This is a genomic window from Kitasatospora sp. NPDC127035 (assembly GCF_042726075.1).
Lineage (GTDB): Bacteria > Actinomycetota > Actinomycetes > Streptomycetales > Streptomycetaceae > Kitasatospora.
Map to the genome: position 1 here is coordinate 34,931 of NZ_JBHXDN010000020.1, position 24,982 is coordinate 59,912.

At 73.8% G+C, this 24,982-nt stretch carries 22 protein-coding genes; 11 read left to right on the plus strand and 11 right to left on the minus strand.

What is annotated here, in order from left to right:
• Positions 1 to 39: 39 nt before the first annotated feature.
• The 5 genes from ACFWIC_RS16415 to ACFWIC_RS16435 are packed head-to-tail and all read left to right on the plus strand — an operon-like array spanning position 40 to position 4,089.
• Positions 40 to 1,020: an ABC transporter permease subunit gene (locus tag ACFWIC_RS16415; RefSeq protein WP_355399861.1), complete on the plus strand. Its 981-nt coding sequence runs from the start codon at positions 40 to 42 to the stop codon at positions 1,018 to 1,020.
• Positions 1,008 to 1,847, plus strand: coding sequence for an ABC transporter permease subunit (locus tag ACFWIC_RS16420; RefSeq protein WP_329948660.1), 840 nt, complete (start codon positions 1,008 to 1,010; stop codon positions 1,845 to 1,847). The genes ACFWIC_RS16415 and ACFWIC_RS16420 overlap by 13 nt, the downstream gene beginning before the upstream one ends.
• A gap of 47 nt (positions 1,848 to 1,894) precedes the next feature.
• The gene (locus ACFWIC_RS16425; RefSeq protein ID WP_380519125.1) at positions 1,895 to 2,974 is read left to right on the plus strand and encodes an ABC transporter ATP-binding protein; all 1,080 of its coding nucleotides are present in this window, start codon (positions 1,895 to 1,897) and stop codon (positions 2,972 to 2,974) included.
• Between the two features lie 41 nt (positions 2,975 to 3,015).
• On the plus strand, positions 3,016 to 3,762 hold the full coding sequence (locus tag ACFWIC_RS16430) for an HAD family hydrolase (protein ID WP_380519127.1): 747 nt from the start codon (positions 3,016 to 3,018) through the stop codon (positions 3,760 to 3,762).
• Positions 3,763 to 3,768: 6 nt separating this feature from the next.
• On the plus strand, positions 3,769 to 4,089 hold the full coding sequence (locus ACFWIC_RS16435) for a DMT family transporter (protein ID WP_380363690.1): 321 nt from the start codon (positions 3,769 to 3,771) through the stop codon (positions 4,087 to 4,089).
• A 123-nt stretch (positions 4,090 to 4,212) separates the two neighbouring features.
• Here the strand turns inward: ACFWIC_RS16435 and ACFWIC_RS16440 are convergent, their stop codons facing one another.
• Positions 4,213 to 4,566: a hypothetical protein gene (locus ACFWIC_RS16440; RefSeq protein ID WP_329876283.1), complete on the minus strand. Its 354-nt coding sequence runs from the start codon at positions 4,564 to 4,566 to the stop codon at positions 4,213 to 4,215.
• A 295-nt stretch (positions 4,567 to 4,861) separates the two neighbouring features.
• Here ACFWIC_RS16440 and ACFWIC_RS16445 point away from each other — a divergent pair, with 295 nt between their 5' ends.
• The gene (locus ACFWIC_RS16445) at positions 4,862 to 5,854 is read left to right on the plus strand and encodes an AraC family transcriptional regulator (RefSeq protein WP_380519129.1); all 993 of its coding nucleotides are present in this window, start codon (positions 4,862 to 4,864) and stop codon (positions 5,852 to 5,854) included.
• Positions 5,855 to 6,231: 377 nt separating this feature from the next.
• Here ACFWIC_RS16445 and ACFWIC_RS16450 read toward each other — a convergent pair whose 3' ends face one another.
• On the minus strand, positions 6,232 to 8,232 hold the full coding sequence (locus ACFWIC_RS16450) for an ice-binding family protein (protein ID WP_380519175.1): 2,001 nt from the start codon (positions 8,230 to 8,232) through the stop codon (positions 6,232 to 6,234).
• Positions 8,233 to 8,757: 525 nt separating this feature from the next.
• Here ACFWIC_RS16450 and ACFWIC_RS16455 point away from each other — a divergent pair.
• Entirely contained in the window at positions 8,758 to 9,189 is a 432-nt protein-coding gene (locus ACFWIC_RS16455; protein ID WP_329876294.1) for a hypothetical protein, read from the plus strand.
• Positions 9,190 to 9,282: 93 nt separating this feature from the next.
• Here the strand turns inward: ACFWIC_RS16455 and ACFWIC_RS16460 are convergent, their stop codons facing one another.
• Positions 9,283 to 10,257 carry a formylglycine-generating enzyme family protein gene (locus ACFWIC_RS16460; protein WP_380364563.1) on the minus strand — a complete coding sequence of 325 codons (975 nt, stop codon included), beginning with the start codon at positions 10,255 to 10,257 and terminating at the stop codon, positions 9,283 to 9,285.
• A gap of 103 nt (positions 10,258 to 10,360) precedes the next feature.
• Positions 10,361 to 11,821, minus strand: coding sequence for a sulfatase (locus ACFWIC_RS16465; RefSeq protein ID WP_380364561.1), 1,461 nt, complete (start codon positions 11,819 to 11,821; stop codon positions 10,361 to 10,363).
• A gap of 551 nt (positions 11,822 to 12,372) precedes the next feature.
• On the opposite strand from ACFWIC_RS16465, the gene ACFWIC_RS16470 reads away from it, so the two are divergent.
• Positions 12,373 to 13,068, plus strand: a complete 696-nt coding sequence (locus ACFWIC_RS16470; protein WP_380364559.1) for an HAD family hydrolase — start codon at positions 12,373 to 12,375, stop codon at positions 13,066 to 13,068.
• Between the two features lie 215 nt (positions 13,069 to 13,283).
• Here ACFWIC_RS16470 and ACFWIC_RS16475 read toward each other — a convergent pair whose 3' ends face one another.
• The 4 genes from ACFWIC_RS16475 to ACFWIC_RS16490 all read right to left on the minus strand — a co-directional run bounded on the left by ACFWIC_RS16475 (position 13,284) and on the right by ACFWIC_RS16490 (position 16,678).
• Entirely contained in the window at positions 13,284 to 13,967 is a 684-nt protein-coding gene (locus tag ACFWIC_RS16475; RefSeq protein ID WP_329876300.1) for a phosphonatase-like hydrolase, read from the minus strand.
• Positions 13,968 to 13,978: 11 nt separating this feature from the next.
• Complete coding sequence (locus ACFWIC_RS16480) at positions 13,979 to 15,100, minus strand: TIGR03364 family FAD-dependent oxidoreductase (RefSeq protein WP_329948653.1); 1,122 nt, start codon at positions 15,098 to 15,100, stop codon at positions 13,979 to 13,981.
• Positions 15,101 to 15,316: 216 nt separating this feature from the next.
• Positions 15,317 to 15,829: a pyridoxamine 5'-phosphate oxidase family protein gene (locus tag ACFWIC_RS16485; RefSeq protein WP_329876304.1), complete on the minus strand. Its 513-nt coding sequence runs from the start codon at positions 15,827 to 15,829 to the stop codon at positions 15,317 to 15,319.
• A 153-nt stretch (positions 15,830 to 15,982) separates the two neighbouring features.
• Positions 15,983 to 16,678: a phosphatase PAP2 family protein gene (locus ACFWIC_RS16490; RefSeq protein ID WP_380361239.1), complete on the minus strand. Its 696-nt coding sequence runs from the start codon at positions 16,676 to 16,678 to the stop codon at positions 15,983 to 15,985.
• Between the two features lie 645 nt (positions 16,679 to 17,323).
• Here ACFWIC_RS16490 and ACFWIC_RS16495 point away from each other — a divergent pair.
• On the plus strand, positions 17,324 to 19,060 hold the full coding sequence (locus tag ACFWIC_RS16495; protein WP_329948652.1) for a GAF domain-containing protein: 1,737 nt from the start codon (positions 17,324 to 17,326) through the stop codon (positions 19,058 to 19,060).
• On the opposite strand, the gene ACFWIC_RS16500 is transcribed toward ACFWIC_RS16495, so the two are convergent.
• Positions 19,012 to 19,512, minus strand: a complete 501-nt coding sequence (locus tag ACFWIC_RS16500) for an SsgA family sporulation/cell division regulator (RefSeq protein ID WP_329876308.1) — start codon at positions 19,510 to 19,512, stop codon at positions 19,012 to 19,014. The genes ACFWIC_RS16495 and ACFWIC_RS16500 overlap by 49 nt on opposite strands.
• 407 nt (positions 19,513 to 19,919) lie before the next feature.
• On the opposite strand from ACFWIC_RS16500, the gene ACFWIC_RS16505 reads away from it, so the two are divergent.
• On the plus strand, positions 19,920 to 21,392 hold the full coding sequence (locus ACFWIC_RS16505; protein ID WP_380519133.1) for a hypothetical protein: 1,473 nt from the start codon (positions 19,920 to 19,922) through the stop codon (positions 21,390 to 21,392).
• Positions 21,393 to 21,585: 193 nt separating this feature from the next.
• Positions 21,586 to 22,845 (plus strand): TerD family protein, encoded by a 1,260-nt coding sequence (locus ACFWIC_RS16510; RefSeq protein WP_329948694.1) that lies wholly within the window; start codon positions 21,586 to 21,588, stop codon positions 22,843 to 22,845.
• Positions 22,846 to 22,962: 117 nt separating this feature from the next.
• On the opposite strand, the gene ACFWIC_RS16515 is transcribed toward ACFWIC_RS16510, so the two are convergent.
• Entirely contained in the window at positions 22,963 to 23,658 is a 696-nt protein-coding gene (locus tag ACFWIC_RS16515) for an RraA family protein (protein WP_380519135.1), read from the minus strand.
• 292 nt (positions 23,659 to 23,950) lie between these two features.
• The gene (locus ACFWIC_RS16520; protein ID WP_329876311.1) at positions 23,951 to 24,880 is read right to left on the minus strand and encodes a proline dehydrogenase family protein; all 930 of its coding nucleotides are present in this window, start codon (positions 24,878 to 24,880) and stop codon (positions 23,951 to 23,953) included.
• Positions 24,881 to 24,982: the final 102 nt, after the last annotated feature.

The following is a 24,982-nucleotide window of genomic DNA, read 5'->3' on the forward strand; positions in this document are numbered from 1 at the left end:
CACCGCACTTCGGGCCGACTCCACCGCGAAAAGGCACTCATGACCACGGCTCCCACCCCGGTGCCGACCACCCCCGCCGCCACCGACCTCGGTGGCGGCGCGGGGGCGTCCGGAACCGCCACGACGTCCACCCCCACGACCACCGTCCCCGCCCCCCGGCGGCGACCGCTCGCCCGGCTCGGCGGCGCCTCCTGGCTCGCCACCGTCCCGCTCCTGCTCTTCTTCCTCGTCGGCTTCGGCCTGCCGGCCGTCGCCATCGTGATCGGCGCGTTCACCACCTCCACCGACGCGGAGGGCGGCGGCGGCCAGTTCACGTTCGACAACATCACCGCCTCCGTCCAGGGCGCCTACTGGACGGCCATGCTGAGCAGCCTCAAGCTCTCCGCGCTGACCGCCCTGCTCGCCACCCTGATCGGCCTGCCGATCGCCCAGGCCGTGGTCACCTCCCGGCACACCTGGCTGCGCCAGGCCGTGCTGACCGCCTCCGGCGTGCTCGCCAACTTCGGCGGCCTGCCGCTCGCGTTCGCGTTCGTCGCCACCCTCGGCAACGCCGGCGAGGTCACCCAGCTGCTCCACCTCACCGACCACGGCTGGACGCTCTACTCGTTCACCGGACTCACCATCGTGTACCTGTACTTCCTCATCCCGCTGATGGTGCTCACCATCACGCCGGCCCTGGACGGCCTGCGGGTGCAGTGGCGCGAGGCGGCCCAGAACAACCGGGCCACCACCGTCCAGTACTGGCGGCACGTCGCCCTGCCGATCCTGCTGCCCTCCCTGCTCGGCGGCTTCGTCCTGCTGTTCGGCAGCGCCTTCGCCGCGTACGCCACCGCCGCCGCGATGGTCGGTGCGACCGTCCCGCTGGTCAGCCGCTCGATCGCCGACGCGCTCTCCGGCAACGTGCTGGTCGGCCAGGGCAACCTCGCCCTCGCCCTCAGCCTCAACATGATCGTCGTGGCCGTCCTCGTGATGGCCGTGTACCTCCCCCTCCAGCGCCGGAGCGCCCGATGGCTCAGCTGACCCCCACCCGTACCGGCCGCACCAAGGTGCGCTGGTGGCGCGGCGCCGTCCTGGGAATCGCCGGAATCTACTTCGTCGTCCCGCTCGCCGCCGCCGGCTACTTCTCGATCGACGAGCCCCAGGGCTACTCCTTCGAGGCGTACACCGGGCTGCTCTCCGCGCCCGGCTTCCTCGACAGCCTCTGGCTCACCCTCGGGCTCGCCGTCGTCACCGTCCTGGTGCTGCTGCTCCTGCTGGTCCCCGCCCTGATCGCGGTCCGGCTCGGCGCGCCGAAGCTGCGCCCGGTGATCGACGTGCTCTGCACCCTGCCGCTGGTCGTCCCGCCCGTCGCCCTCACCGCCGGCCTGATCGGCGTGCTGCGCTGGGGCCCGGACTACCTGATGGACACGCCGTTCTTCCAGACCTTCGTGTTCGTCCAGGACCCGGACTTCCCGCTGGTCCTGGTCATCGCCTACGTGCTGATGGGCCTGCCGCTCGCCTACCGCGCGCTGGACGCCGGCCTGCGCGCCGTGGACGTCCGCACCCTGGTCGAGGCCGCCCGCAACTGCGGCGCGAGCTGGCCGCGTGCGGTGTTCACCGTCGTCCTGCCCAACCTGCGCGGGGCGCTGCTGAACGCCTCCTTCCTCACCCTGGCCCTGGTGCTCGGCGAGTTCACCGCCGCCTCGATCCTCGGCTACCAGCCCTTCCCGGTCTGGATCTACACGGTCGGCAACAGCCAGGCCCACATGTCGGTCGCGGTCTCCATCCTGAGCCTGCTGATCACCTGGCTGCTCCTGCTCCTGCTGGCCACCCTCGGCCGCGAGCGCCACGCCAAGACCACGTCCTGACCTCCCTGACCGCACGCCGGCCTCCCCCGCACCTCCGGAGAACTCCCTTGACCTCCCTCGCCGTTGAGAAGACCGCCACCCGATCGGGCGGCGCGACCGTCGAATTCCGCTCGCTGCGCCGCACCTTCGGCGCCACCACCGCGCTCGACGGCCTCGACCTGACCGTGCAGCCCGGCGAACTCCTCGCCCTGCTCGGCCCGTCCGGCTGCGGCAAGACCACCGCGCTGCGCATCCTCGCCGGCTTCGAGCAGCACGACTCCGGCCAGGTGCTGGTCGACGGCGAGGACATCACCGCGATCCCCGCCCACAAGCGCGACGCCGGCATGGTGTTCCAGTCGTACAGCCTCTTCCCGCACCTGACCGCAGCCGACAACGTCGCCTTCGGCCTGCGGATGCGCGGCGCCGGCAAGGCCGAACGCCTCAACCGGGCCAAGGAGCTGCTGGAGCTCGTCGGCCTGCCCCAGCACGCCGACCGCTACCCGCACCAGCTGTCCGGCGGCCAGCAGCAGCGCATCGCGCTCGCCCGCGCGCTCGCCCTCCAGCCCCGCGTCCTGCTGCTCGACGAGCCGCTCTCCGCACTCGACGCCAAGGTGCGGCTGTCGCTGCGCGAGGAGATCCGGCGCCTCCAGCAGGAGCTGGGGATCACCACGCTGTTCGTCACCCACGACCAGGAGGAGGCGCTCTCGATGGCCGACCGGGTCGCGGTGCTGCGCGCCGGCCGGCTGGAGCAGTGCGCCGCGCCCGCCGAGCTCTACGCCCGCCCGGCCACCGCCTTCGTCGCCGAGTTCGTCGGCACCATGAGCCGCATCCCGTGCGTCCGGGCCGGCGACGGCGTCGAGGTTCTCGGCCGCCGGCACGCCGTGGACGGCGAGCTGCCCGCGGACGGCCCGCTGGACGTGCTCGTGCGGCCGGAGAACGTCGCGCTGGCCCCGGCGGCGGACGGCCCGGCCCAGGTGGTCTCCGCGTCCTTCCTGGGCGCCGTCACCCGGCTCACCGTCCGGCTCGGCGACGGCACCGAGGTCAAGGCCGACCTGCCGACCGAGACCGCCACCGCACTGCCCGTCGGCTCGCACGCCGCGCTGACCCTGCCGGAGCGCCCGGTGCTGGTCGACCGCCGTACGGTCTGACCCGTCCGCCCTCCTCCTGATGAACCACCGAAGGTACCGCCATGCCTGCATCCGCTGAATCCGCCGTTCCTGCTGTTCCTGCTGTCCCCGCCGCACCGGTGTCGCCGGCCGCACCCGCCGCGACCGTGACGCCCGCCGCCGTCCTCTTCGACATGGACGGCACGCTGGTCGACACCGAGCACCTCTGGTGGCAGGCCGCCGCCGAACTCGCCGACGAACTCCACCACTCGCTCACCGACTCCGACGTCCCCGAGGTGCTCGGCCAGGCCGTCGAGCACACCGCCGCCCACCTCCACCGGGTCAGCGGGACGTCGCTGAGCGAGGCCGAACTCGCCGACCGGCTCGGCGACTCGTTCGCCGGCAAGGTCGCCGCCGAGACCGTCCCCCGGCCGGGCGCGCTCGCCCTGCTCGCCGAACTGCGCGACGCCCGCGTGCCCACCGCACTGGTGTCGGCCTCGCCGCGCCGCGTCGTCGACATGGTGCTCGGCACCATCGGCCGCGACTGGTTCGCCGTCACGCTGGCCGCCGAGGACACCCCGCGCACCAAGCCCGCGCCCGACCCCTACCTCGCCGCCGCCGCACGCCTCGGCCTCGACCCGGCCGCGTGCGTCGCCGTCGAGGACACCCCGACCGGCGTCGCCTCCGCCACCGCGGCCGGCTGCGCGGTGCTCGCCGTCCCGTCCGGCGACACCCGGATCCCGGGCGGTTCGCGGGTGACGCTGCTCGACAGCCTGGAGCACGCCGACGTCGCGCTGCTGGGGAAGCTCACCGCCGCGCCCGGGGTCTGACCTCCCGTGCCCTACGTACTCCTGGCCCTGGCGATCCTCAGCGAGATCTGCGCCACCAGCTGCCTGAAGCTCACCGACGGCTTCAGCCGGCTCTGGCCGAGCGTGGGGGTGGCGATCGGCTACGTCCTCTCGTTCTACCTGCTCGGCAAGGCGCTGAAGCACATCCCGGTGTCGGTCGCGTACGCGGTCTGGTCGGGAGCGGGGACGGCGGCGGTCGCCGGCATCGGCGTGGTGGCCTTCGGCGAGTCGCTGGGGCGGTTGCAGTGGCTGGGGCTCGCCCTGGTCGTCGTCGGCGTGGTGGTGCTCAACCTGAAGGGCAGCCACTGACGCACGACCGCCCACGGAGCAGGAAGTCGGCCGCCCCGACTTCCTGCTCCGTTCCGCTGCCCTCGCCGGCCCGCCGGCCCGCCGGACGGCGGGCGTCAGAGGTCAGGGTTCAGGGGCCAGGGGTCAGTTCCAGACCTCGCCGTAGAACTGGTTGCCGGTGCCACGCAGGTAGTAGTGGGCCCCGTACAGGCCGCCGGTGCACGCCTGCTGCCACCGGAACGGGTTGGTCGCTATGGAGCCGACCATCACGCCGGTGTCGGCGTCCCACAGCTCGGCACGACCCCAGTAGGACAGCGCGGTGTGCTGCCCCCCGAAGCACACCTGGTGGTTGCCGTTCGCCGGGATGCTGCTACTGGTGCAGACCCCGCCCCCACTCGAACACGATGCGGACGCCGCGCTCGCCGGGGACGCCGCGAAGAGTCCGAAGACGGCCATCGCCGACGTCGCCACGACTGTCCGGACGATTCTCTTCCTCATGGTGCTTCCTCATCTGTCGACCGATGTTGCCGGGGAGCGCCCGTGGGAGCCGGCCCCGGAGGCGTGCCCCCGGGTGCGTCGGCGTCGCCCTCCGGGCCGCTCGATCCGCCGCTCACTCTTCCAAGACCCGGCGCACCGGTCATCGGCGGTGAGTGCACCGGATCTTGACGGACAGTCGACTCGGCCGGCCGCACCCGGCACCGGACACCGGACACCGGAGCGGTCGCCGGCGGAGCGGCCCGGAGCCCGGGGAATTCCTTGCGCGGTCCGCCCCGGCCGGTGTAGACCCGTGATCATGCTGCCCGAGAGGACGTTCCGCAGTGCCGACCTGCCGCCCGCCGACCGGTTCGAATGCTGGCGGGCGCTCATGTCGGAGACGCACGCACCCATGGACATGTGGAGCGATCACGCTGCCGACTTCTGGGTGAACCAGCGGACCATCGCACTCGGCGAGATCACCGTCTATCCCCTGGAATGCCAACCCCTCACCTTCCGTCGCACACGGAAGCTGATAGGGAGGTCGGACCCCGACGCCCTCCACATCTCGCTGGTCAAGCGCGGGTCGGGAGTGGTCACCCAGGGCAGGGACAGCGTCGCCCGCAAGGAGTTCGAGTACCACACCACCGACACCTCGCTCCCGTTCGTCAGCGCACTCCAGGAGCCGTTCAAGATCATCGGGGTCGAGGTGCCCAAGGCCCTCCTTCCGCTGCCTGCGGGCACCGCCCGACGGATCGTCGGAAGGAACATCTCGGCCCGAGGCGGAATGGGAGCCCTGCTGGCCACGTTCCTCGACCAGGTGACGAGGGAGAGCCACTCCTACCAGCCGGCCGACGCCCCGCGCCTGAGCACGGTGCTGACCGACCTCGTGGCCGCGCTCTTCGCCGGTGTCCTCGACGCCGACCGGTCGCTGACCCCGGAGACCCGCCAACGCACCTTGGCGCTCCGCATCATGGCCTTCGTGCGGAACAACGCCGACGACCCGCAGCTGGACATCCGCGCGATCGCCGCCGCGCACCACATATCCGTCAGCTATCTCCACCGTCTGTTCCAGCGAGAGGGGAACGGAGCCACGGTCGCGAGCTTCCTGCAACACCAGCGGCTCGCGCGAGCGCGGCAGGACCTGGCCGACCCCGCGCACCGGGGGGTGCCGGTGCACGTCATCGCCGCGCGGCGGGGCTTCAGCCACGCGTCGGCGTTCGGCCGGGCGTTCCGCGAGGCCTACGGTGTTCCCCCCGGCGCCTTCCGCCGGCAGTCCCCGGCCTCGGACGCCGCACCAGGGACGGAGTGACGGAGCGTCCGATCGCGGGCAGGCGCGCGCTGCCCGATCGGCAGCGGACTCGTCCTGCCGCCCGGAAACGGCCTGGAGACTGCGGGGAAGCCATGGGGAAGCCGGCACGACGCGGTCGCGGCCGACCGGTCGGGAACCGGTCGGCCGCGGTCACTGCACGACGTCAGTGGGAGAACGCCCACTGCTGGGTCGGAATGCCGACGTAGGACCGCTGCTGGGCCGCGGCGCCGTCCGACGTGCGGCGGTGGTCTGCCCACCGCCGCACGCGGACCGGATCGGCCGGCGACAGCGGCTCGATCCGGTCCCCCTACCGCTTCACTGATCACCAACCGGACAGAAGCATCCGATCGGCGACTCAGCCCACAACGAGATGCGCCTCAGTGCCGACGGCGGGCTGCGGCCCGTCCGCTTCGCCTCACGAGGAGGACGAGTGCACCTCCCAGGACGATGGCGGCCACCGAGCCGACCACGACGCCGATCGATCCGCCCGCACCGGTCGCGGCGAGCGCCTGCCCCGACTCGTTCAGGTGTTGGACGGGGCCGCCCTGCACGTTGCTTCCGTGGACGGGAGCGCCCTGAACGTTACCGGCCTGAACGGGAGCGCCCTGCACGTTGCCTCCATGGACGGGAACACCCTGGACGTTGCCGCCCTGAACGTTGCTTCCATGGACGGGAACACCCTGAACGTTGCCGCCCTGAACGTTGCCTCCATGGACGGGGCCACCCGGCACGTCGCCGTGGTTGTCGTGGCCATTCCCGTGATCGCCCTGTGCAGGACCACCATGCCCGTGACCGCCATGACCGCTTGGAGACTGGGATGGGCCTGCGGGGCCTGCGGGGCCTGCCGGGCCGGCCGGGCCTGCCGGGCCTGCCGGACCTGATGCGCCGGGAGAGCCATTCGCACCCGGCGAACCGTTGCCGCCAGGAAGCCCGTTGGCACCGGGCGAACCGTTAGCACCGGGAAGCCCGTTGGCACCGGGAGAGCCATTCGCACCCGGCGAACCGTTGCCGCCAGGAAGCCCGTTGGCACCGGGCGAACCGTTCGCACCGGGAAGCCCGTTGGCGCCGGGAGAGCCATTCGCACCTGGCGAACCGTTGGCACCGGGAAGCCCGTTGGCACCGGGCGAACCGTTGGCCCCCGGAGCTCCTGGGGCGCCGTTGGGGCCGGGAGCACCCGGAGAGCCGGGCGCGCCGGGCACGCCGGGAGCACCGTTGGGACCAGGAGCACCCGGAACACCGGGGGCACCAGGGGCACCGTCAGGGCCGGGAGCACCCGGAACACCCGGAGCTCCTGGGGCGCCGTTGGGGCCGGGAGCACCCGGAGAGCCGGGCGCGCCGGGCACGCCGGGAGCACCGTTGGGACCAGGAGCACCAGGGGCACCGTCAGGGCCGGGAGCACCCGGAGAGCCGGGCGCGCCGGGCACGCCGGGAGCACCGTTGGGACCAGGAGCACCCGGAGCACCGGGAGAGCCCGCCGGACCGGGAGCACCGTTGGGACCGGGGGCACCCGGCGAGCCGGCGGGACCGGCAGGACCGGCAGGACCGCTGGGGCCGGCAGACCCGCTCGGACCCGCCGGACCGCTCGGACCCGCCGGACCGCTCGGACCGGGCGGTCCGACCGTGCAGGCCGCCCTCGTGATGGTGTTGTCGTCCAGCGTGACGGCCCCCGTGCGCGCCAGGGCACGGCCTTCGATCACCGAGGCGTGGTTCACGGTGATCGACGTCATGGCCAGGATGTTGCCCTTGAAGAAGGAGCTGACGTCGATGGTGGCGGAGCTGCCCACCTGCCAGAACACATTGCAGGGCTGCGCCCCGTTGACCAGGCTGACGACGCTCGACGGGGCCGTGATCAGGGTGGAGCCGATCTGGAAGATGAAGACGGCACTGGGATCGCCCAGGGCGTCCAGGGTGACGGTCCCGGTCAGGTTCAGTGAGGACGTCGCTTTGTAGACGCCGGGCGTCAGCGTGAGTCCACCGATGTCGCCCGGAGACGTCAGGCTGGCCGTGGGGGCCCGGCCTGCGGCGTCGTTGTAGGCGATGACCAGGTCGGACTGAGCCTGTGCGGCCTGGGCGTCGTTGACGTGCTGGACTCCGTTCACGATCCCGGGCGGAAAGCCCGTCACACTGGTGCCCGGGCTGAGGCCCAGGTCCCCGTTGATCACGCTGGGACCGGTATTGGTGACCGTAGATGCGCCCAGCACCGCATAGCTGGCGTCGGTACCCAGCATCACCGGTGCCTCCGCAGCGTGCGCGGGACTGGTGATCAGGCCCGCCGTGGCAAGCAGCGTCAGTCCGGACAACAGGGCGAGCGCCCCCGTGAGTCGGGAGCGTCTGCGCCGTCTCTCCGGTAGGGCGGGCGGAATGGCATCGACTGCCATAGGACAAGACCCTTTCTTGTCGCCGTTGAGCTCCGTCACCCGAAAAGAGGATTTCGGAGCGCCGATGGTGAGTTCTGGTCGGACCACAAGCCCTCGTGCACGCGCCGAGGCGCCACGGGCGCCACCCCGGGAGAGCCGCAGAGCGGCGCCCACCAGGGATGGTGATGCACAGTCACCAACTCAGTACACCGTGCAACAGCAACATAAAAAGGAAAGAATAATAAAGATGCAATCGAGTGACGTGTCGACGCGAACAGGGCATCCAACCCCCATCACCGGCGTGTCGTTTGTCCACGCACTCAATGTCGTGGGCAGGGCCTCCGCCTTCCGCTGCGCCCGAGCCACTCGGATTCGGCCGTACCCGCGGAGCCCGACATCGCGCTCGGCGGAGCCCGTCCACCCGACCGCCACCACGGCCCCTCGCCGGTCACCGTCACGGCCCTGGGCAGTACCGTTTCTTCTCTTGGCCGCGTCCAGGCTGGTGAAATGACGTATCGCTCGGGGGATGGAGTCGTTGGCCCGGGCATGAACGACCCAACGTATCCGCAAGGCGGGGTCCTCGCGGCGGCCGAAGGCAACGCCGCTACCGTGGCCGAGCGCTGCCGTCTCGCAGGTGGCCTGCTCAGAGTCACGCTCGGCGACCTGCGCGAGGAGCTCGGCTACCGAAGACTCGGCAAGTACGTCCTGGACGAGGTGGCCGACACCCTGACCGAGGAGGGGCTCGGCTGGTTTCCGGCCGGACGGCTCTCACCCCGGGAGAACGGCGAACCTCGCAAGGAGCAGGAAGTATGGGTGTTCCTCCGGGACGATGGCCTACGGTGCCAGGTCATCGACGCCATCCAGGCGCCCGAGGGCTCCGACGTCCCCACCGTCCTGAACGGGCTGCTCGCCGACCGCCCCCAGGACCTCTCCCCCGAACGGAAACTCGGCCTCATCCGCGAGATCCTCGGGCTCTGAGTCGCCGAGGCCGCGGGCACCGCTTCCGGGAGGCCCGTGCCTCCCGGAAGGACACGGCGGTTCGGCCGCCGTCGAGCGCCCCCACCCCGCCCGTCAACCGGCCACCCCACCGTCCACGGCGTCGGCCGCCACCCGGAATCCGATGTTGCCGGCCGAACTGTCCGGCGTGTTCGAGCTGCGCGCCGCCACCCGGTAGCGGTTGCAGTACGACTCGTGGCACATGTGGGAGCCCCCGCGCATCACCCGCGCCGAGCCGTCCGGCGGCCCGGCCGGGTCGTGGCCCGGCCCCGTGCGGTGGAAGCCGGGGCTGAACCAGTCGGCGCACCACTCCCAGACGTTGCCGACGGTGTTGTACAGCCCGAAGCCGTTCGGCCGGAACGCGGTCACCGGGGCGGTGCCCCGGTGACCGTCCGCCGCCGTGTTCAGCGTCGGGAAGACGCCCTGCCAGATGTTGCACAGGTGCCGTCCCCCCGGCATCAGCTCGTCGCCCCACGGGTAGCGCCGCTGCTCCAGCCCGCCCCGGGCGGCGTACTCCCACTCGGCCTCGGTCGGCAGCCGGGTGCCGGACCAGGCGCAGTACGCCTGCGCGTCGTTCCACGAGACGTGGACGACGGGGTGGTTCTGACGCGTCGTGACGGAGGAGCCCGGCCCCTCCGGCGACCTCCAGGCCGCCCCGGCGACCGCCCGCCACCACGGCACGGCGGCCACCGCGGGCGAGGCGGCGGCGAGCTCCCCGGGCAGGAAGCCCTCGAAGACGTAGGAGAAGCCGAAGGTCTCCGCCTCGGTGCGGTGGCCGGTCGCCTTCACGAAGGTCGCGAACGCGGCGTTGGTCACCGTGGTCGGCGCGATCCGGAACGGGCTCAGCTCGACCGGTCGGACGGGCCCCTCGCCGTCGGCCGGGTAGCCCTCCCGGTCGTCCGTCCCCATCAGGAACCGCCCGCCGGGCAGGCCGGTCAGCTGCCGCGCGACACGCAGCGCCCGCGGGTCGGCGAGCGGCAGCACGGTGGCGGTGGTCCCGCCGGTGTCCGTGCCGCGTCCGGGGGTGCAGCAGGGCTTGGTGGTCGGCACGGGGTTCCTCGTTCCGGGTGGTCGGTGCGGGGCCGGCGCCCCGCACCGGGCGAACCGGGTGCGGGGCGCCGACCACCGGTGGTCGAGCGGTCGGGCGGCCCGGTCAGGCGACCCGGTCGGCGGCCAGCTGCGCCGCCAGCGCCGGGACACCGAGCGCCTGCTCCTCCTGCGGCGTCGCCTGGTACAGCAGGTTGGTCAGCTGGTACGGATCGGCCGCCAGATCGTAGTACTCGCGGAACTTCACCTCTCCGGTGCCGGACACCGTGCCGTTCGCGTCGGTGTGCAGCGCGTAGTACTCGGTGTACTGCCGGTCCTTCGCGACGTACGAGGACCAGGTGGGCGGGCCGCCCGCCGCCGTGCCCTGCTTCCACCACTCGACCAGCAGGTGGTCCCTGCTGTAGGTGCCGAGCAGCGAGTGGCCGTCCTGCGGGGTGCCGGGCGTGATGCCGGCGGCGTCGAGGATGGTCGGGGCGATGTCGATGTTGGCGACGATCCGGTTGTCGACGGTGCCCGCGCCGAGCCCACCGGCCGGCCAGGACAGGTAGAACGGCACCTCGTGGGCCGGGGAGTAGGGCACCGACTTCTTGAGCCAGCCGTGGTCGGCCCAGGTGTACCCGTTGTCACCGACGTAGATGACCAGGGTGTTGTCCAGCTGGCCGAGCGCCACCAGCTTGTCGTGGATCGCCTGGACGGCGTCGTCGACCGAGAGCAGGCTGCGCAGCTGCCGGGTCCGCAGCGCCTGGGCGTCGGCGAGCGTGGAGGTGGCGTTCTTGATGTAGCCGGGCTTGTCGCTGCGGTCGGCCTCGGGCACGGAGGGGCGGCCGTTCCACGGCGGCACCACCGTGTCGGCGTACTTGGCGGCCGGGACGTTGGGTTCGTGCGAGGCGTAGGGGGTGACGTAGGCGAACCAGGGGCGGGTGTCGGTGGCGGCCTTGTCCAGGAAGGCCAGCGTGCGGTTCTTGATGATGTTGGTGGTGTACCCGGTGAGCGTCTGGACGGTGCCGTCGATGTTCCAGTTGGCGTTGTTGAAGGCGGGCTGGAGCAGCGCCCACTCCTCGAAGTGCGGCGGGTTGTCGGCCAGCGCCCAGGAGTTGAGGTACTTGCCGAAGAGACCGGTGCGGTAGCCGGCCTGCCGGAGGTGGCGCTGCACGGTGGTGTTCTGGTCGAGACTGTGCGACGCACCGTTGTTGCGCACGCCGTGGTTGTGGGCGTAGCGGCCGGAGAACACCGACGAGCGCGACGGCGCGCAGAGCGGTGTGCTCACGTGGCCGTGGCTGAACCGGACGCCCTGGCCGGCGATCCAGTCCACGGTCTTCTGGATCGCCCACTCGGTGTGCTTGGGCTGGTCGTCGGTGACGATCAGCAGGATGTTCGGCCGGGCGGCGGCGCCGGCGGCGGCCGCGGGCCGGGCGGCGGCGAGCTGGAGTGCGGCGGGGGCCGCCGCGGTGGCCGCCACGGCGGCGGCGCCCGTGAGGAACCCCCGCCGGCCGACGGCCGGCGTCCGGCCGTCCCCGACCGGGCCGTCGGTCGAATTGCCGGTCGAATCTCCCGTGGAATCGCTCATTCGAATTCCCTCCGTGCTTTTCGGTGATCCCGGCAGGCCGCTCACGGGAAATCCCGGTTCGGCATTGCCGGAAATCGGTGCCGGGAAGCGGAACTCCGGCCCGCGACTCGTCCGCACCCGCACCCAGGAGGGCGTCCACGGGCACGGCGAGTCGCCGGCAGTCCGCCTGAAAGGAACCGGGGCGCCTCGTCTACCTGCACGAACGGTGCGAGTGCGAGCCACCCCGAGGAATCGCGACGCGGGTCGGCCGGTTCCCGTCCGTCCTTCGGGGAACCGCCGCCCGACTCACGCCGAGTGGGCTGTACAGAGGGCGCTCGCCAGCCGTCCGAAATCGACATGCCGACGAGCAGCCAGGAAATCGCCAGCTGCCATGCGAGCGACTGTAGGAGTTGCGGGGAGTCGCTGGCAATACCCGGGGAGAATTGTTGCGGCGCCATGACGGATATCGGGACCCATGTTTCCGCCGGTATCCTCCCGCCGGTCCCCTCCCGCCGACGGACGGCCCTGGCGCGGCCCGTCGGCGGTCGGGCGCCCCCCTATGCTGTCCGGTCATGATCACTTCACCGGCGCCCTCACCGGCGCTCCCGTCGGCACCCTCACCGGACCCGATACGGCTCGTCATCTTCGACTGCGACGGGGTCCTCGTGGACAGCGAGCGGATCGCCGCCCGCGTCCAGGTCGCGCTCAGTGCCGAACTCGGCTGGCCGCTCACCGAGGCCGACGTGGTGGAGCGCTTCATCGGCCGCTCCCAGGCCTCGATCCACGAACAGATCGCCGCCCGGCTCGGTGAGGAGGCCGCCGGAGCGTGGTGGGAGGCGTTCGTCCGGCGGCACGCCGAGGAGGTGGACGCCGGACTCGCCGCCGTCGACGGCCTGCCGGAGGCGCTGGACGCGATCACCCTGCCGACCTGCGTCGCCTCCAGCGGTTCGCACGAGAAGATGGCGCACACCCTCGGCCGCACCGGGCTCCACCACCGCTTCGCCGGCCGGATCTTCAGCGCCACCGAGGTCGCCCGCGGCAAGCCGGCCCCCGACCTCTTCCTGTACGCGGCGCAGCGGATGGGCGTGCCGCCGTCCGCCTGCGCCGTCGTCGAGGACAGCGAGCCCGGCGTCCGGGCCGCCCGCGCCGCCGGCATGCGCGCCTTCGGCTACGCCGGGGGTCTCACCGCCGCCGACCGGCTGGCGGGCCCCGGGACCGTCGTCTTCGACGACATGCGGGAACTCCCCGCCCTGCTCGCCGCCGGATAGCCGTCGCGCGGCGGCCGGCCCGGGCAGCGGCCCCCGACCGGCGCCCGACCGGTGCAGCCCCCCGGCCCCGGTCCCCCCGGCCCCGGCCCACGCGCGTACGGCCGACCGGCCGCCCCCCTCGCGGCCGTCGGCGGACCGCCCGGCACCGCGCTCGACCCACACCGGAGCGGGGTACCGGGCGGGCGCGCCCTCCGCCGCGCCCGCCCGGCACGGGATCAGCCCACCGGACCGAGCAGCCCCGGCAGTTCGACGACGGACGTCAGCACGTGCGTCGCCCCGTCGGCCCGCAGCCGCTCCTCGCCGTGGGCGCCGGTGAGCACCCCGGCCACCACGGACGCCCCGGCGCGCGCGCCGGTCAGCATGTCGTAGCCGGTGTCGCCGGCCACCGCGATCTGCCGCACGGACTCGGTCCCGGTGCGCAGCAGCGCGGTGAGCGCGAGGTCGGGGTACGGGCGGCCTCGGCCCGCCTCGGCGGGGCAGAGCGTGAGGTCGGCGATCGACTGCCAGCCGAGCGCGGTGAGGATGCGGTCCTGGGTGGCCCGGGAGAAGCCGGTGGTGAGGACCACCGTCCGCCCCTGGCCGCGGAGTTCGGCGATCGCCTCGGCCGCGCCGGGCAGTGCCGCGCAGTGACCGGCGTCGACCAGGTCGTGGTAGGCGGCCTCGAAGGCGGTGTTCGCCCGCTGGGCCTTCTCCTCCTCGCCGAACAGGTGCCGGAAGACGGAGATCTTGGACTCGCCCATGGTGGCGCGGACGTGCTCCAGCATGCGGGCGTGCTCGGGGCTGCCGGCCTCGACGCCGAGGGTGCCGGCGGCGGCCTGGAAGGCCCGCTCGACGAGGCCGTCGTCGGCCACGGTGGTGCCGGCCATGTCCAGGACGACCAGGCGGATGTCGTACGACATTTCAGTTCCTCTTACAGGTTGGCGAGTTCGGCGGTGGTTTCGGCGATGGCGGGCGAGCAGGTCATGCCCCGGCCGCCCGGGCCGGTGACCAGCCAGACGCCGTCGCGGACGCGCTCGCGATGAACGACCCGGGTGGTGTCGACGCACTGCGCGTACACCCCGGCCCAGCGGCGCCGGACCCGGGGCAGCGGGCGGCCGAGCAGTTCCTCGGCCACGCCGACCAGGTGGTCGTACGGGTCCTCGACCACGTCGAAGCCGAACGGCTGGTCGTACTCGTGGGTGTCGCCGATGGTCAGACCGCCGTCCCGGCGCTGCACCATCAGCAGCTGCATCTTGTGCTCGGCGGCGACCGGCGGCTGCGGCTGAACGGCCTTGAGGTGCTCCAGCGCACCGCCGGCGAAGGCGGGGTAGTAGCGGAAGGAGTCGCCGTCGGCGACGGAGGTGGTGAGCGGTTCACCCAGCGGGTCGGTCTGCATCATCTGCAACCGCACCTTGCGGACGGGCAGTTCGGGGGCGAGCTCGCGGACCAGGCCGCCCAGCCAGGCGCCGGTGCAGAGCACGACGAGGTCGCCGGTGTGGGTGTCGCCGTGGTCGTCGCGGACGGCGTTCTCGCCGATGACGTCGCGGACCTCGCGCCCGGGCAGGAAGGTGTACCGGCCGGTGGCCAGCAGGGCGGCGCGCAGCGCGGGCTGGGCGGTGCGCGGCTCGACGGCGGCGTCCCGGTCGCACTGCAGGGCGCCGAGCAGCTTGCCGCGCAGGGCCGGGTTGGCGGCCCGGGCCTGTGCCGCGTCGAGCAGCCGGTAGCCGCGCGCCGCGGCGTCCGGAAGGGTCAACGCCTGCTCGGCGACGGCGAGTTCGGCCTCGGTGCGGATCGCGGTGAGCGAGCCGTTGGCCCGGAAGCCGAGGTCGGGCACCTGGCCGCCGATCCGCTCCCAGAGCTCGCGGGCACGCAGCGCGGTGTCCAGTTCCTCGCCCTGGGCCCGGCCGCTGACCCAGACCAGGCCGAAGTTGCGCACCGAGGCGCCACGCGCCTCGGTCTCCCGCTCCAGGTGGACGACCTCGTGGCCGCGTTCCACGGCGTGCCAGGCGTGCATGGTGCCGAGCACGCCTGCTCCTACGACGATGACTCTCATGCGGCCAGGGTGGTGCCGCCAGGTGACCGAGGGGCGTCGGAGCGGCGGCCCGCAGATGAACCGACCGAAAAGTTGTACAGCCAACCTGGGGCGAGGGTCGCGACTCGGGCCCGAGGCCGGGGCGCGAGGCCCGGGGCACCCGCCCCGAACCCCGCCCGGCCCGCCCCGGCAGCTCGCCCGGGTGCCCCGCGCCGGGAACCCGCGCCGGGAACCCCGCTACCGTCGCACCGTCGCCCGCAGGTAGTTCCGCCGGCCGAACTTCGGCTCGTCCACCGCCGTCAGCTCCTCCACCTGGAACCGGTACAGCGCCGCCGCACCGCCCCCGGTGAGGAACTGCCGCCGGATCTCCGCGTCCTGCGCGAAGGCGGGGTACCGACCCTGGTAGGCGGCCAGCGCCGACTCGGCCTGCCGCCCCCACGCCTCCCCCGCGCTGCCGGTCAGCTGGAGGCCGCGCAGTTGCTCGCCGAAGACCGGCGGCGGCAGGAAGACGGTCGCCGCCGCCCGGGCCTCCTCGGCCAGGTGGTGGCTGTGCCGGGTGGCACGCTCGCTGACGAAGTAGAGGACGAGGTCCTCGTCGTACGCGAAGAAGGCGAGGTTGGCGTGCGGGCCGTGCTCGTGGCCGGCGGTCGCGAGCGTGAGCACCATCGCCTCGGCCAGCAGCCCCTCGACCCCCTTGCCGAGCTCCTCGGCCGGCCAGTCCCCCTGGGTGATGTCGAGTCCGTACGGCATGGGCAGCACTTCCCTCCACTGGCACGCCCGGCGCCCGTGGCGCCCGGGCACGACTGAGCCGGGCGGGCGCCGCGTCCACAGGGGCCCCACGCCCGGCTCACATGCTCTCCCCGCCACCCCGGTCACACAAGGGTCGGACGGCACCCGTCCCGCTCAGCCCCGCCGCATCGTCGCCGGCGGTCGGCCACCGGCCGGCGCGGGCAGCCCGGCGCCGAGGAGCGGGCGCAGCGGACCGCTCCGCACGCGGTCGACCAGCGGCGCGGCCCGGCCCGCCACCGACGCGAGCGGAAGCGCCACCAGTACGCCGACCACCGCACCGGCCAGCACGTCGTGCGGGTAGTGCACGCCCACCCACACCCGGGAGGCACCCATCAGGACGGCGGCGACCCCGGCGATCCACCCGATCCGCCGGTCGGCGAACCAGAGCGCGGCGGCGGCGGCGAACGCGACCACCGTGTGGTTGCTCGGGAACGACCAGTCGCCGGGTCCGGGGCAGGTCTCCAGGGTGTCGCGCACCCCGAGCTGGGCGCAGGGCCGGACCTCCTCCACCACTCCCTTGAACACCGAGTTCACCGCGTACGCGACGACCACGATCAGCGGCGAGGCGAGTACTCGCGCTATCACCACGGACCCGGCCCCCCGCGCACGCCACCACGCGGCGAGCATGAGCAGCGCGAAGAGCGCCAGGCCGAGCGCGGACCAGAGCGCGACCAGCCGGTCCAGCCAGTGCGGCGCGGCGTCGGCCCAGCCGACCACCCGGGTGTACAGGCCGCCGTCGACGCCGCTGCCGTCGTAGGCGGCCTGCGGGCCGGCCGCGTACGACGCGGGCGCGGGGGCGGGGACGGTCACGGCCGCCGCCGTCGGCAGCAGGACGGTCACCGGCGGGCCCTTCCGGGGCGGAACACTTCGAGAACAAACGGGAGCATGGAGACAACTACTACCAGAACAGTGGTCGCCACCGGATACCGATCGATTCCGGGCACGCCCGGCGGGCCCTCCTCGGGCGGCCTCGCAGGTCGGCGGCCGGCCCCGCCGCGCTCGCCGCCTCCGGACGCTCCGGCGGCGGCCCCGTGACCGGCATCCGGACATGCGCCCCCGACGCGCCTCCGTGCGCCCGACGCGCATCCGTCACGACCGCCGCGACTCCGCCCCACTCCGGCCCGCAGCGCCCCGCCGCAGCCCCGTTCCCGGCCCGCGCCGGACCCGCCGCACCCCCGCCCCACCACCCGGCACGACACCGCGACCCGGCGCGGGACCGCGCCCCGGAAGGCCGCCCGCCCGCCTCGCCGCACCCCGCCTCCGGCCACGCACCACCCGCCCCCGCAGCCACACCGGACCCGACGCCCGGCGGTCATAACTCATTGGCATGTTCACTCTCATACCCCGTGGTATTCCGACTTGGCAGACCCCATCCCCAGGAACCGGCAGCGCCCGTACTCTTTCGTCAACGCGTCAACCCGGCGCGCCCTCGAACGGCGGCGAGGAGCAAACGGAGTGCGGCAGACCGGACGGCAGACCCGACGACCCGAACGTCGAACTCCGCAGACCGCTGCGGAGCTGGCCAAGGTCCACGAGCGCGCCCTCGCCGAGGCCGCCGCCCGCAGCGCCGCCCGGGACGCCGCCCCCGACGACGACCAGTCGCGCCTCGAACCCCGTCCCGAGATCGGCGACTCCTGGGCCCGCCTGCGCCGGCTCGGCCTCGACCCGGACTCCGGCGCCGCCGCCGTCCACCTCGGCCCCGCCGAAATCGAACACCGCCGCCGCACCAGCGGCCTCGACCCGGTGCTCCCGGTCCTGCGCGACACGCTGCTCGAACCGGTCGGCCAGGCGCCGCTGATCCTGGCCATCGCCGACGCCGACGGCCACATCCTCTGGCAGGAGGGCGAACGCGGCCTGCGCCGCAGCGCCGACCGGATCGGCTTCCTCACCGGCGCCCGCTGGGTCGAGGAGAGCGTCGGCACCAACGGCATCGCCGCCGCGCTCCGCGCGCAGCGCCCGATGCACGTCCACTCCGCCGAGCACTACCTCCGCAGCCACCACTCCTGGACCTGCGTCGCCGCGCCCGTCCACGACCCGGGAACCGGGCGGCTGATCGGTGCGATCAACCTGAGCGGACCGGCCCACACGGTCCGCCCGTACCTCCTGCAACTGACCGCCACCGCCGCCAGACTGGCCGAGACCGAGCTGCGCGCCCGGCGGCTGGAGTCACTGCACCACCTGCGCACCCTGGCGGCCCCGCTGCTGGCCCGGGTGAACGGTCCGGCCCTGGTCGTGGACGCCGCCGGCTGGACCGCCGCCGCCGCCGGATTCCCCCCGCCCGCGCGGCTGCGGCTGCCCGCCGGCGGCTGGGGCTCGGCGGCCGTGCACTGGCTGCCGAGCCTGGGTGAGTGCGTGATCGAGCCGCTGGCCGACGGCTGGCTGGTCCGCCCGGTCCGCCCCCAGGACGACGACCCGACCGCGACCGGCGGTCCGGACGGCCGGCCCGACGAGGGGCTGCTCGCCGAGCAGGCCGAGGGCGCCCGGCTCCGGCTCGACCTGCGCCGGCCGGACCGCGCCGAGCTCTCGGTGCACGGCGCCGCCGGCAGCTGGTCCCACGGGCTCAGCCCGCGCCACGCCGAACTGCTCCTCCTGCTCGCCACCGAGCGGGACGGCCACACCGCGGCCCAGCTGGCCGACGGCCTGTTCGGCGACCCGGCCCGGACGGTGACGGTCCGGGCCGAACTGTCCCGGCTCCGCCGCTACCTGGGCGGCCTGCTGGCCCACCGACCGTACCGGTTCGCCGAGTCGGTGCTGGTCAGCGTGCTCGGCCCGGAGGACCCGTACGACCTGCTGCCGAGCTCGTCGGCACCGGCCGTACGCCGGCTCCGGACGGGGTTGGCCGACGGCACGGCCCGGCTCCCCGGCCCCCCGCCGTTACCGGGCCCGCGCGGCCCCGGCGACGCGGCCGTGCCACGAGCCCTGCCCGCACACCCGTCCCGACCCCGCGCACACCACCGGAACGCGCAGCCCGTCTCCGGACAACCCGTCTCCGTGCAGATCGTTTCCGTACAGCCCGCCTCCGCGCAGCCCGTCGGCACGCAGCCGGTCCGCTCGCAGCTCCCGGGCGCACACCTGCCCCCGCCGTCGCCCGCCGGCCCGCAACCCTCGCGCGCCCAGCCTCCGGGCCCACGGCCCGTCCGGCCTCAGCCGCCCGTCAGCAGCTCGGACAGCTGGGCGTCGGTCGGCCCGTAGGCGCGCTCCGCCTCCTCCGAGACCAGCGCGTACGTGCGGTCCAGCCAGGCCCGGACCTTCGGTTTGGAGACCTCCAGCAGGGCGCTGCCGTGCGGCGATTCCAGCGCCAGGTGCAACGTCGAGCCGTGGCACGGACAGTACGCCGGCCACAGCTTGACGTCGCCCTGACCGCTCAACGAGCGCAGGCCGTCGCGCAGAAGTTCACGCGAGAACACCCAGTCGGCCTCGTCCGGCCGGCCCAGGTGGAACGTCAGCAGCACCTCGTACGGGCGGTCGGCGTCGAACCGGAACCGCGTGCGGACCTCGCCGACCACCTCCTCGCCCAACGAGATCCGCAGGGTCAGCACCTCCTCCACCGCCGCCGGAGCGGCGGTGGAGCCTGCCTCATCGCCGCCCGTGGGGGTAGCGGCGAGAGGGGCACTGGAGGGTGCTGACAGCGGGTCGGGCGGCATGACGATCTCTCCGGGACGGCGTGGGATGGCATCAGCCTGCGCCACTGGTCACCGGGCGGCAAGGGTTGCAAGGAGGTTGCAATAATCCCTGCCCGACCGGGCAGATCCTTACCGATCCTGTCAGACGGACCGTCAACTTCCGCTATCCGAAGGGTTGTCCACGGATCGGATCGGTTCCGTCCGAGGGCTGGCCACCCCCGGGCCGCCCGCTGGTACGCTCGTCCCCCTGCCGGCGCGCGCCCGCGCGCGAGTCACCGGTGGACCCCGCACGCGCAGCCCCGGACGAGACCTCGCCGGACCGGCCGGCCAGGCGGCCGTCCGCCCGGTCCGGCAGCACCGGCGCCGCCGTCGGTACGTGGGAGAATGCGACGACCGCAACGGCGACTTCAGGGGAGGGAGGGGGCCCGGTGACTCTGTCCGAGGACGCCGGTCAGGACGCGGCGTACCCGCACGACCGACACCGCGAACGCCACGGCCGGAACGGTCGGCACGGTCGGCCGAAGCCGTTCGGCGGGCGCCTCCGGCTGCCCACGCTGCGGTTCTCCGGTGCCGCGATGGCGATGTCCACCGTGGTCGGCATCAGCATCGCCACCACCTTCCTGCTCAACGAGCAGCAGGGCGTGGGCCGGCGCGCCGGGGTCGCCCGGGTCGGATCCAGCGGGCCGCCCAGTCCGGTCTCCCCCGACGCCAACGGGCCCTCCTCCGACCCGACCGCCACCGGGCCCGCGGGCCGCGCACCGGCCGTCCCTCCGCAGGCCGGCGGAACCGGCGCGCCGGGACCGGCCGCGGGGACGCACTCCCCCGGCCCGTTCGCGTCGGGCGCGCCGCGCCCCGGGAGTTCCGCGTCCGGCCGGCCGCTCGCCGAAGGTCCGGCCGCCTCGCGCGGCCCGGCCACCTCGCACGGCCTCACCGGCGAACCCTCCGCCCAGGCACTCGGCGGGAACGGGCCCGGCGGCAACGAGGCCCTGGGCGGCGATCCGAGACCCGGCCCGAGGGCCGCCGACGGCCGGCAGCCCGGCGCCGACCCGGCGGGCACCGACGGACCGCAGGCCGACGGGTACCCGGCCGCCGAGCGGCCCCCCGCCGGAGAGCCCGCCGACGGCACGTCACCGTCCGGACCGTCACCGTCGGCCCCCGCGCCCTCCGTTCCGCGGCCGCTCGTCCCGTCGCCGGGCGGCGCCGCGCCCCGCCCGCCCGTCGCGCCCCCGGGCCCGGGCGGCCTGACCTCCGAGGAGACCGGAGGCAGGGAGACCGGAGGACGGGAGACCGGCAACGAGAACCCGACCGCCGGGACCGAGAGCGGCACCAAAACCGGCGACACCGACGACACCGACCACACCGACCGGGCGCTCACCGGCGCCGCCCTGGTCCAGTCCCTCGGCCGCGACGGCACCCGGCACCTGCTCGCCCTGACCGTCACCGAGCCTCTCACCGCGCTGCAGACCGAGTTCCGGCTCGCCCCCGGCGCCCTGGCGCCCGGTTCCGGCACCGCCTGGACCGACCTGGCGGGCGCCGTGACCACCACCCACCACGAACGCGGCGCACTCGTCTACCGCTTCACCACGCCGCCCGGCACCGACGTCCGCCCCGGCCGGTACGTCTTCGGCGTCCTCGGCAGCCGCTCCACCGCGGCCACCGCCGCACCGGGCGCGGGACCCGCGCCGACGGCCCCCTCCGCAGCGCCCGCGCCGAGTGCCGCCCCGCGCCCGGCCACCGCGCCGGAGACCTGGAGCGCCGCGGCCTTCGGCATCCAGCACCCCCGCGCGGTCGCCGCCCTCGGCACCTTCGCACCCCCGACGGACGCACCCGGCGCCCCCGCCGGACCCTCCGCGTCCGCCGTACCGCGCCCCCGGGCCCACGCGACCGCACCGGCCCGCTGACCTGGCCCGCTGCCCCGGCCCGACCACCGGGTCGCCCGCCGGAGGACCGCCCGGCCACCGGACGGGTCGGCTCCCTTTCGGGCTCATCTCGGCCACCTCGTTCGTTACTGTGGTCGCCAGTCGGCACAGCCGTCCCGTCCCACGGGGCCGGCCCCGCACCACCGCATCCCAGGAGGAGTTCGTGTCCACGGTCCTGACCCAAGGCGGAAACGCCCCGCTGACCACCGCGCGGGTGACCGTCGAGGTCACCGCACCCAAGGCGCTGGACGTCTCGGGCCTGCTGCTGACCGATGACGGTAAGGTCCGCTCGGACGCCGACTTCGTCTTCTACAACGCCCCGAACGGGCCCGGCGTGACCCACCGTCCGGCTTCCGCCGGCGGCCCGGACGCCATCGCCATCGACACCACCGCCGTCCCGGCCGGCATCACCAAGATCGTGGTGACCGCCAGCCCGGACGAGTCCGGCGCGACCTTCGCGGGCATCGAGCCGACCGCCACCGTCCGGGACAGCGCCACGGGCGAGGTGCTGGTCACCTTCACCCCGCCGCCGCTCGGCCGGGAGACCGCGCTGATCGTGGTCGAGGTCTACCAGCGCAACGGCGCCTGGAAGGTCCGCGCGGTCGGCCAGGGCTACGCCGACGGCCTGGCGGGCATCGCCACCGACTTCGGCGTCAGCGTCGAGGAGCCGGCCGCCCCGGCCGCCACGGCCCCCGCCGCAGCCCCGGTCGCCCCGCCCGCCGCGCCGGCCCCCGCCGCGCCGACGGCCCAGACGGTCCAGACGCCCGTCGACCCCCGGGTCGCGATGGCCTCCGCCCCGCCGATGCCGCAGGGCGCCCCGCCCGTGCCGCCGGCGCCCCCGGCCGCACCGTCCCTCACCAAGGTCACCCTGGACAAGGGTCGGGTCAGCCTCACCAAGGGCGGCTCGGTCTCCCTGGAGAAGAACGGCAAGCCCTTCCTCTCCTCCATCCGGATGGGCCTCGGCTGGGAGCCCGCGGGCCGCGGCCGCAACATCGACCTCGACGCGTCCTGCATCGCCTTCGACGCGAAGCGCGAGAAGCTGGACACCGCCTGGTTCATGAAGCTGGGCATCTTCAACGGCTCCATCGTCCACTCCGGCGACAACCTGACCGGCGAGGGAGGCGGCGACGACGAGTCGATCACCGTCCACCTCAACGGCCTGCCGCCGGAGGTGTGCGGCCTGGTGTTCGTCGTGAACTCCTTCTCCGGGCAGAAGTTCACCGACGTCAAGAACGCCTACTGCCGTCTGGTCGACGCGTCCTCCAACCAGGAGCTGGTCCGCTTCGACCTCACCCAGTCCGAGCCGCGCACCGGCGTGGTGATGTGCAAGCTGGTCCGCCAGTTCTCGGGCGAGTGGGTGATGACCGCGATCGGCGAGTACGTCGACGCCAAGACCGCCCGGGCGATGGTCAAGCCCGCCGCCTCGATGCTCTGACCGCACCCGCACCGGTGCCGGCACCGGCACCACCGAGGGCCCGGCCGCTCCCGCGAACAGGAGCAGCCGGGCCCGTCGGCTCCCTGCCGCGTCAACCCGTTCGCGCCCTCGGGGCGGCTACTCCTCGATCGCCCCGCCCACCTGCCGGAGGTGCCGGCGGAAGGTGTACTCCGGCTCCCGGGCGCGGCGCTCCAGGTACTGGTCGAACGCGGTCTGCCGGCGCAGCGTGTCACCCGAACGGATCCGCTCCGCCTGGACGCGCTCGGTGCGGGCGATCCCGACGGCGGTCTCCAGTACCTCGTCCACCCGCGGGCCCGGGACGAACAGCGCGCCGTCCGCGTCCGCGAACACCACGTCCCCGGCGCTCACCAGGTGCGGGCCGAAGCGGGCCGTGGTCAGCGCCTCCGGCTCCCGGTCGTCCACCCGGACCGGCCCGAGCGGCAGGCTGCCGTAGCTGAACACCGGAAGCCCGATCTCCAGCAGCTCCGGCGTGTCCCGGTGCAGCCCCCACACCACCAGCCCGGCCACCCCGGCGGCCCGCGCCTCCAGCACCGCGAGGTCACCGACGCACGCCTCGTCGACCCGCCCGCCGTTGTCGATCACCAGCACGTCCCCGGACTCCGCGGAACCGTACGCCTCCAGGAAGACGTCGACGCTGCCGTAGTGCCGCACCGGCAGCACCCGCCCGGCGACGCGGCTCCCCGGGGCCACCGCGACCACCCCGGCGGGCGCCACCCGCACCTCGACGCCGAGCCGCACGCACGCGTCCGCCACCAACGGCGTCGACAGTTCCGCGAACCGCTTCATCACCATGCCAACTCCTTCTTCCCGCAGCCCAGTTCACCAGCGGGAGGATCCTACGCCGCAGCCGGCTCACACCATCGGGTGAAAGACCGTCGCGAACGGCGCAACTCCCCCGACCCGCCATTGGCGTGACGCGCATCCGAAGGAGGGGCATCAGGAGTGCTGTGGTGCATGACATGAGCAACCGATCACGGGTTCCCTGTCGCAGGAGGACTTCCTCCGAGCTCCGGCCCCGGACGACGAGAACGGCCCGCACCCCTCCGCGCATCGGGGGTACGGGCCGTGTCCTCGGCGGCGGTCGTCAGCCGCGGGTCGCCATGGCACGCAGGAAGAACGTCAGGTTGGCCGGGCGCTCCGCGAGGCGGCGCATGAAGTACCCGTACCATTCCTGCCCGTACGGGAGGTACACGCGCATGGTGTTGCCCTCGCCTGCGAGGCGCAGCTGCTCCTCGGGGCGGATGCCGAAGAGCATCTGGTACTCGAACGAGTCCCGCTTGCGGCCGTTCCACTGGGCCAGCTGGCCGGCGATCTTGATCATGTTGGGGTCGTGCGAGGCGATCATCGGGTAGCCCTCGCCGGCCATCAGGACCTTGAGCGCGCGGACGTACGCGAGGTCGACCTCGTGCTTGCCCTGGAAGGCGACCGACTCGGGCTCCTTGTAGGCGCCCTTGCAGAGGCGGACCCGGGAGCCGGCGCCGGAGAACTCACGGCAGTCGGCCTCGGTGCGGCGCAGGTAGGCCTGGAGGACGACGCCGAGCCACGGGTAGTCGGCGCGCAGCTCGCGCGCGATCGACAGGGTGGAGTCGGTGGTGGTGTGGTCCTCCATGTCGAGGGTCACCGTGGTGCCCGCGTCGGCGGCGGCCTCGCAGATGCGGCGGGCGTTCTCCAGCGCGATCTTCTCGCCGTCCACCGGGAGGAACTGGCCGACGGCCGAGAGCTTGACCGAGACCTCGGCGCCGGCGGCCAGGCCGGTGTCCTTGAGGGCCGCGAGCAGGTGCTCGTAGGCCTCGGCGGTACCGGCGGCCTGGGCCGCGTCCTGGGTGTCCTCGCCGAGGTGGTCCAGGGTGACCTTGCGGCCGGTGGCGACCAGGTCGTCGCAGGCGGTGACGGCGTCGTCGAGGGCCTCGCCGGCGACGAAGCGCTCGACTATCGCGTGGGTCGGCGGGAACTTCTCGACGACGGTGCGGACCTGCGGGGAACGGGAGGCCGCGAGGAGGGCGGAACGGAGCATCGTGACTCCTGGAACTGGTGCTTCTAAGGGTGGCAGAAAGGCGGGCGGCGGACCGGGGGGTGGGGTCCGCCGCCCGAGGGACGCCCGGTTGCGGGACCGGGC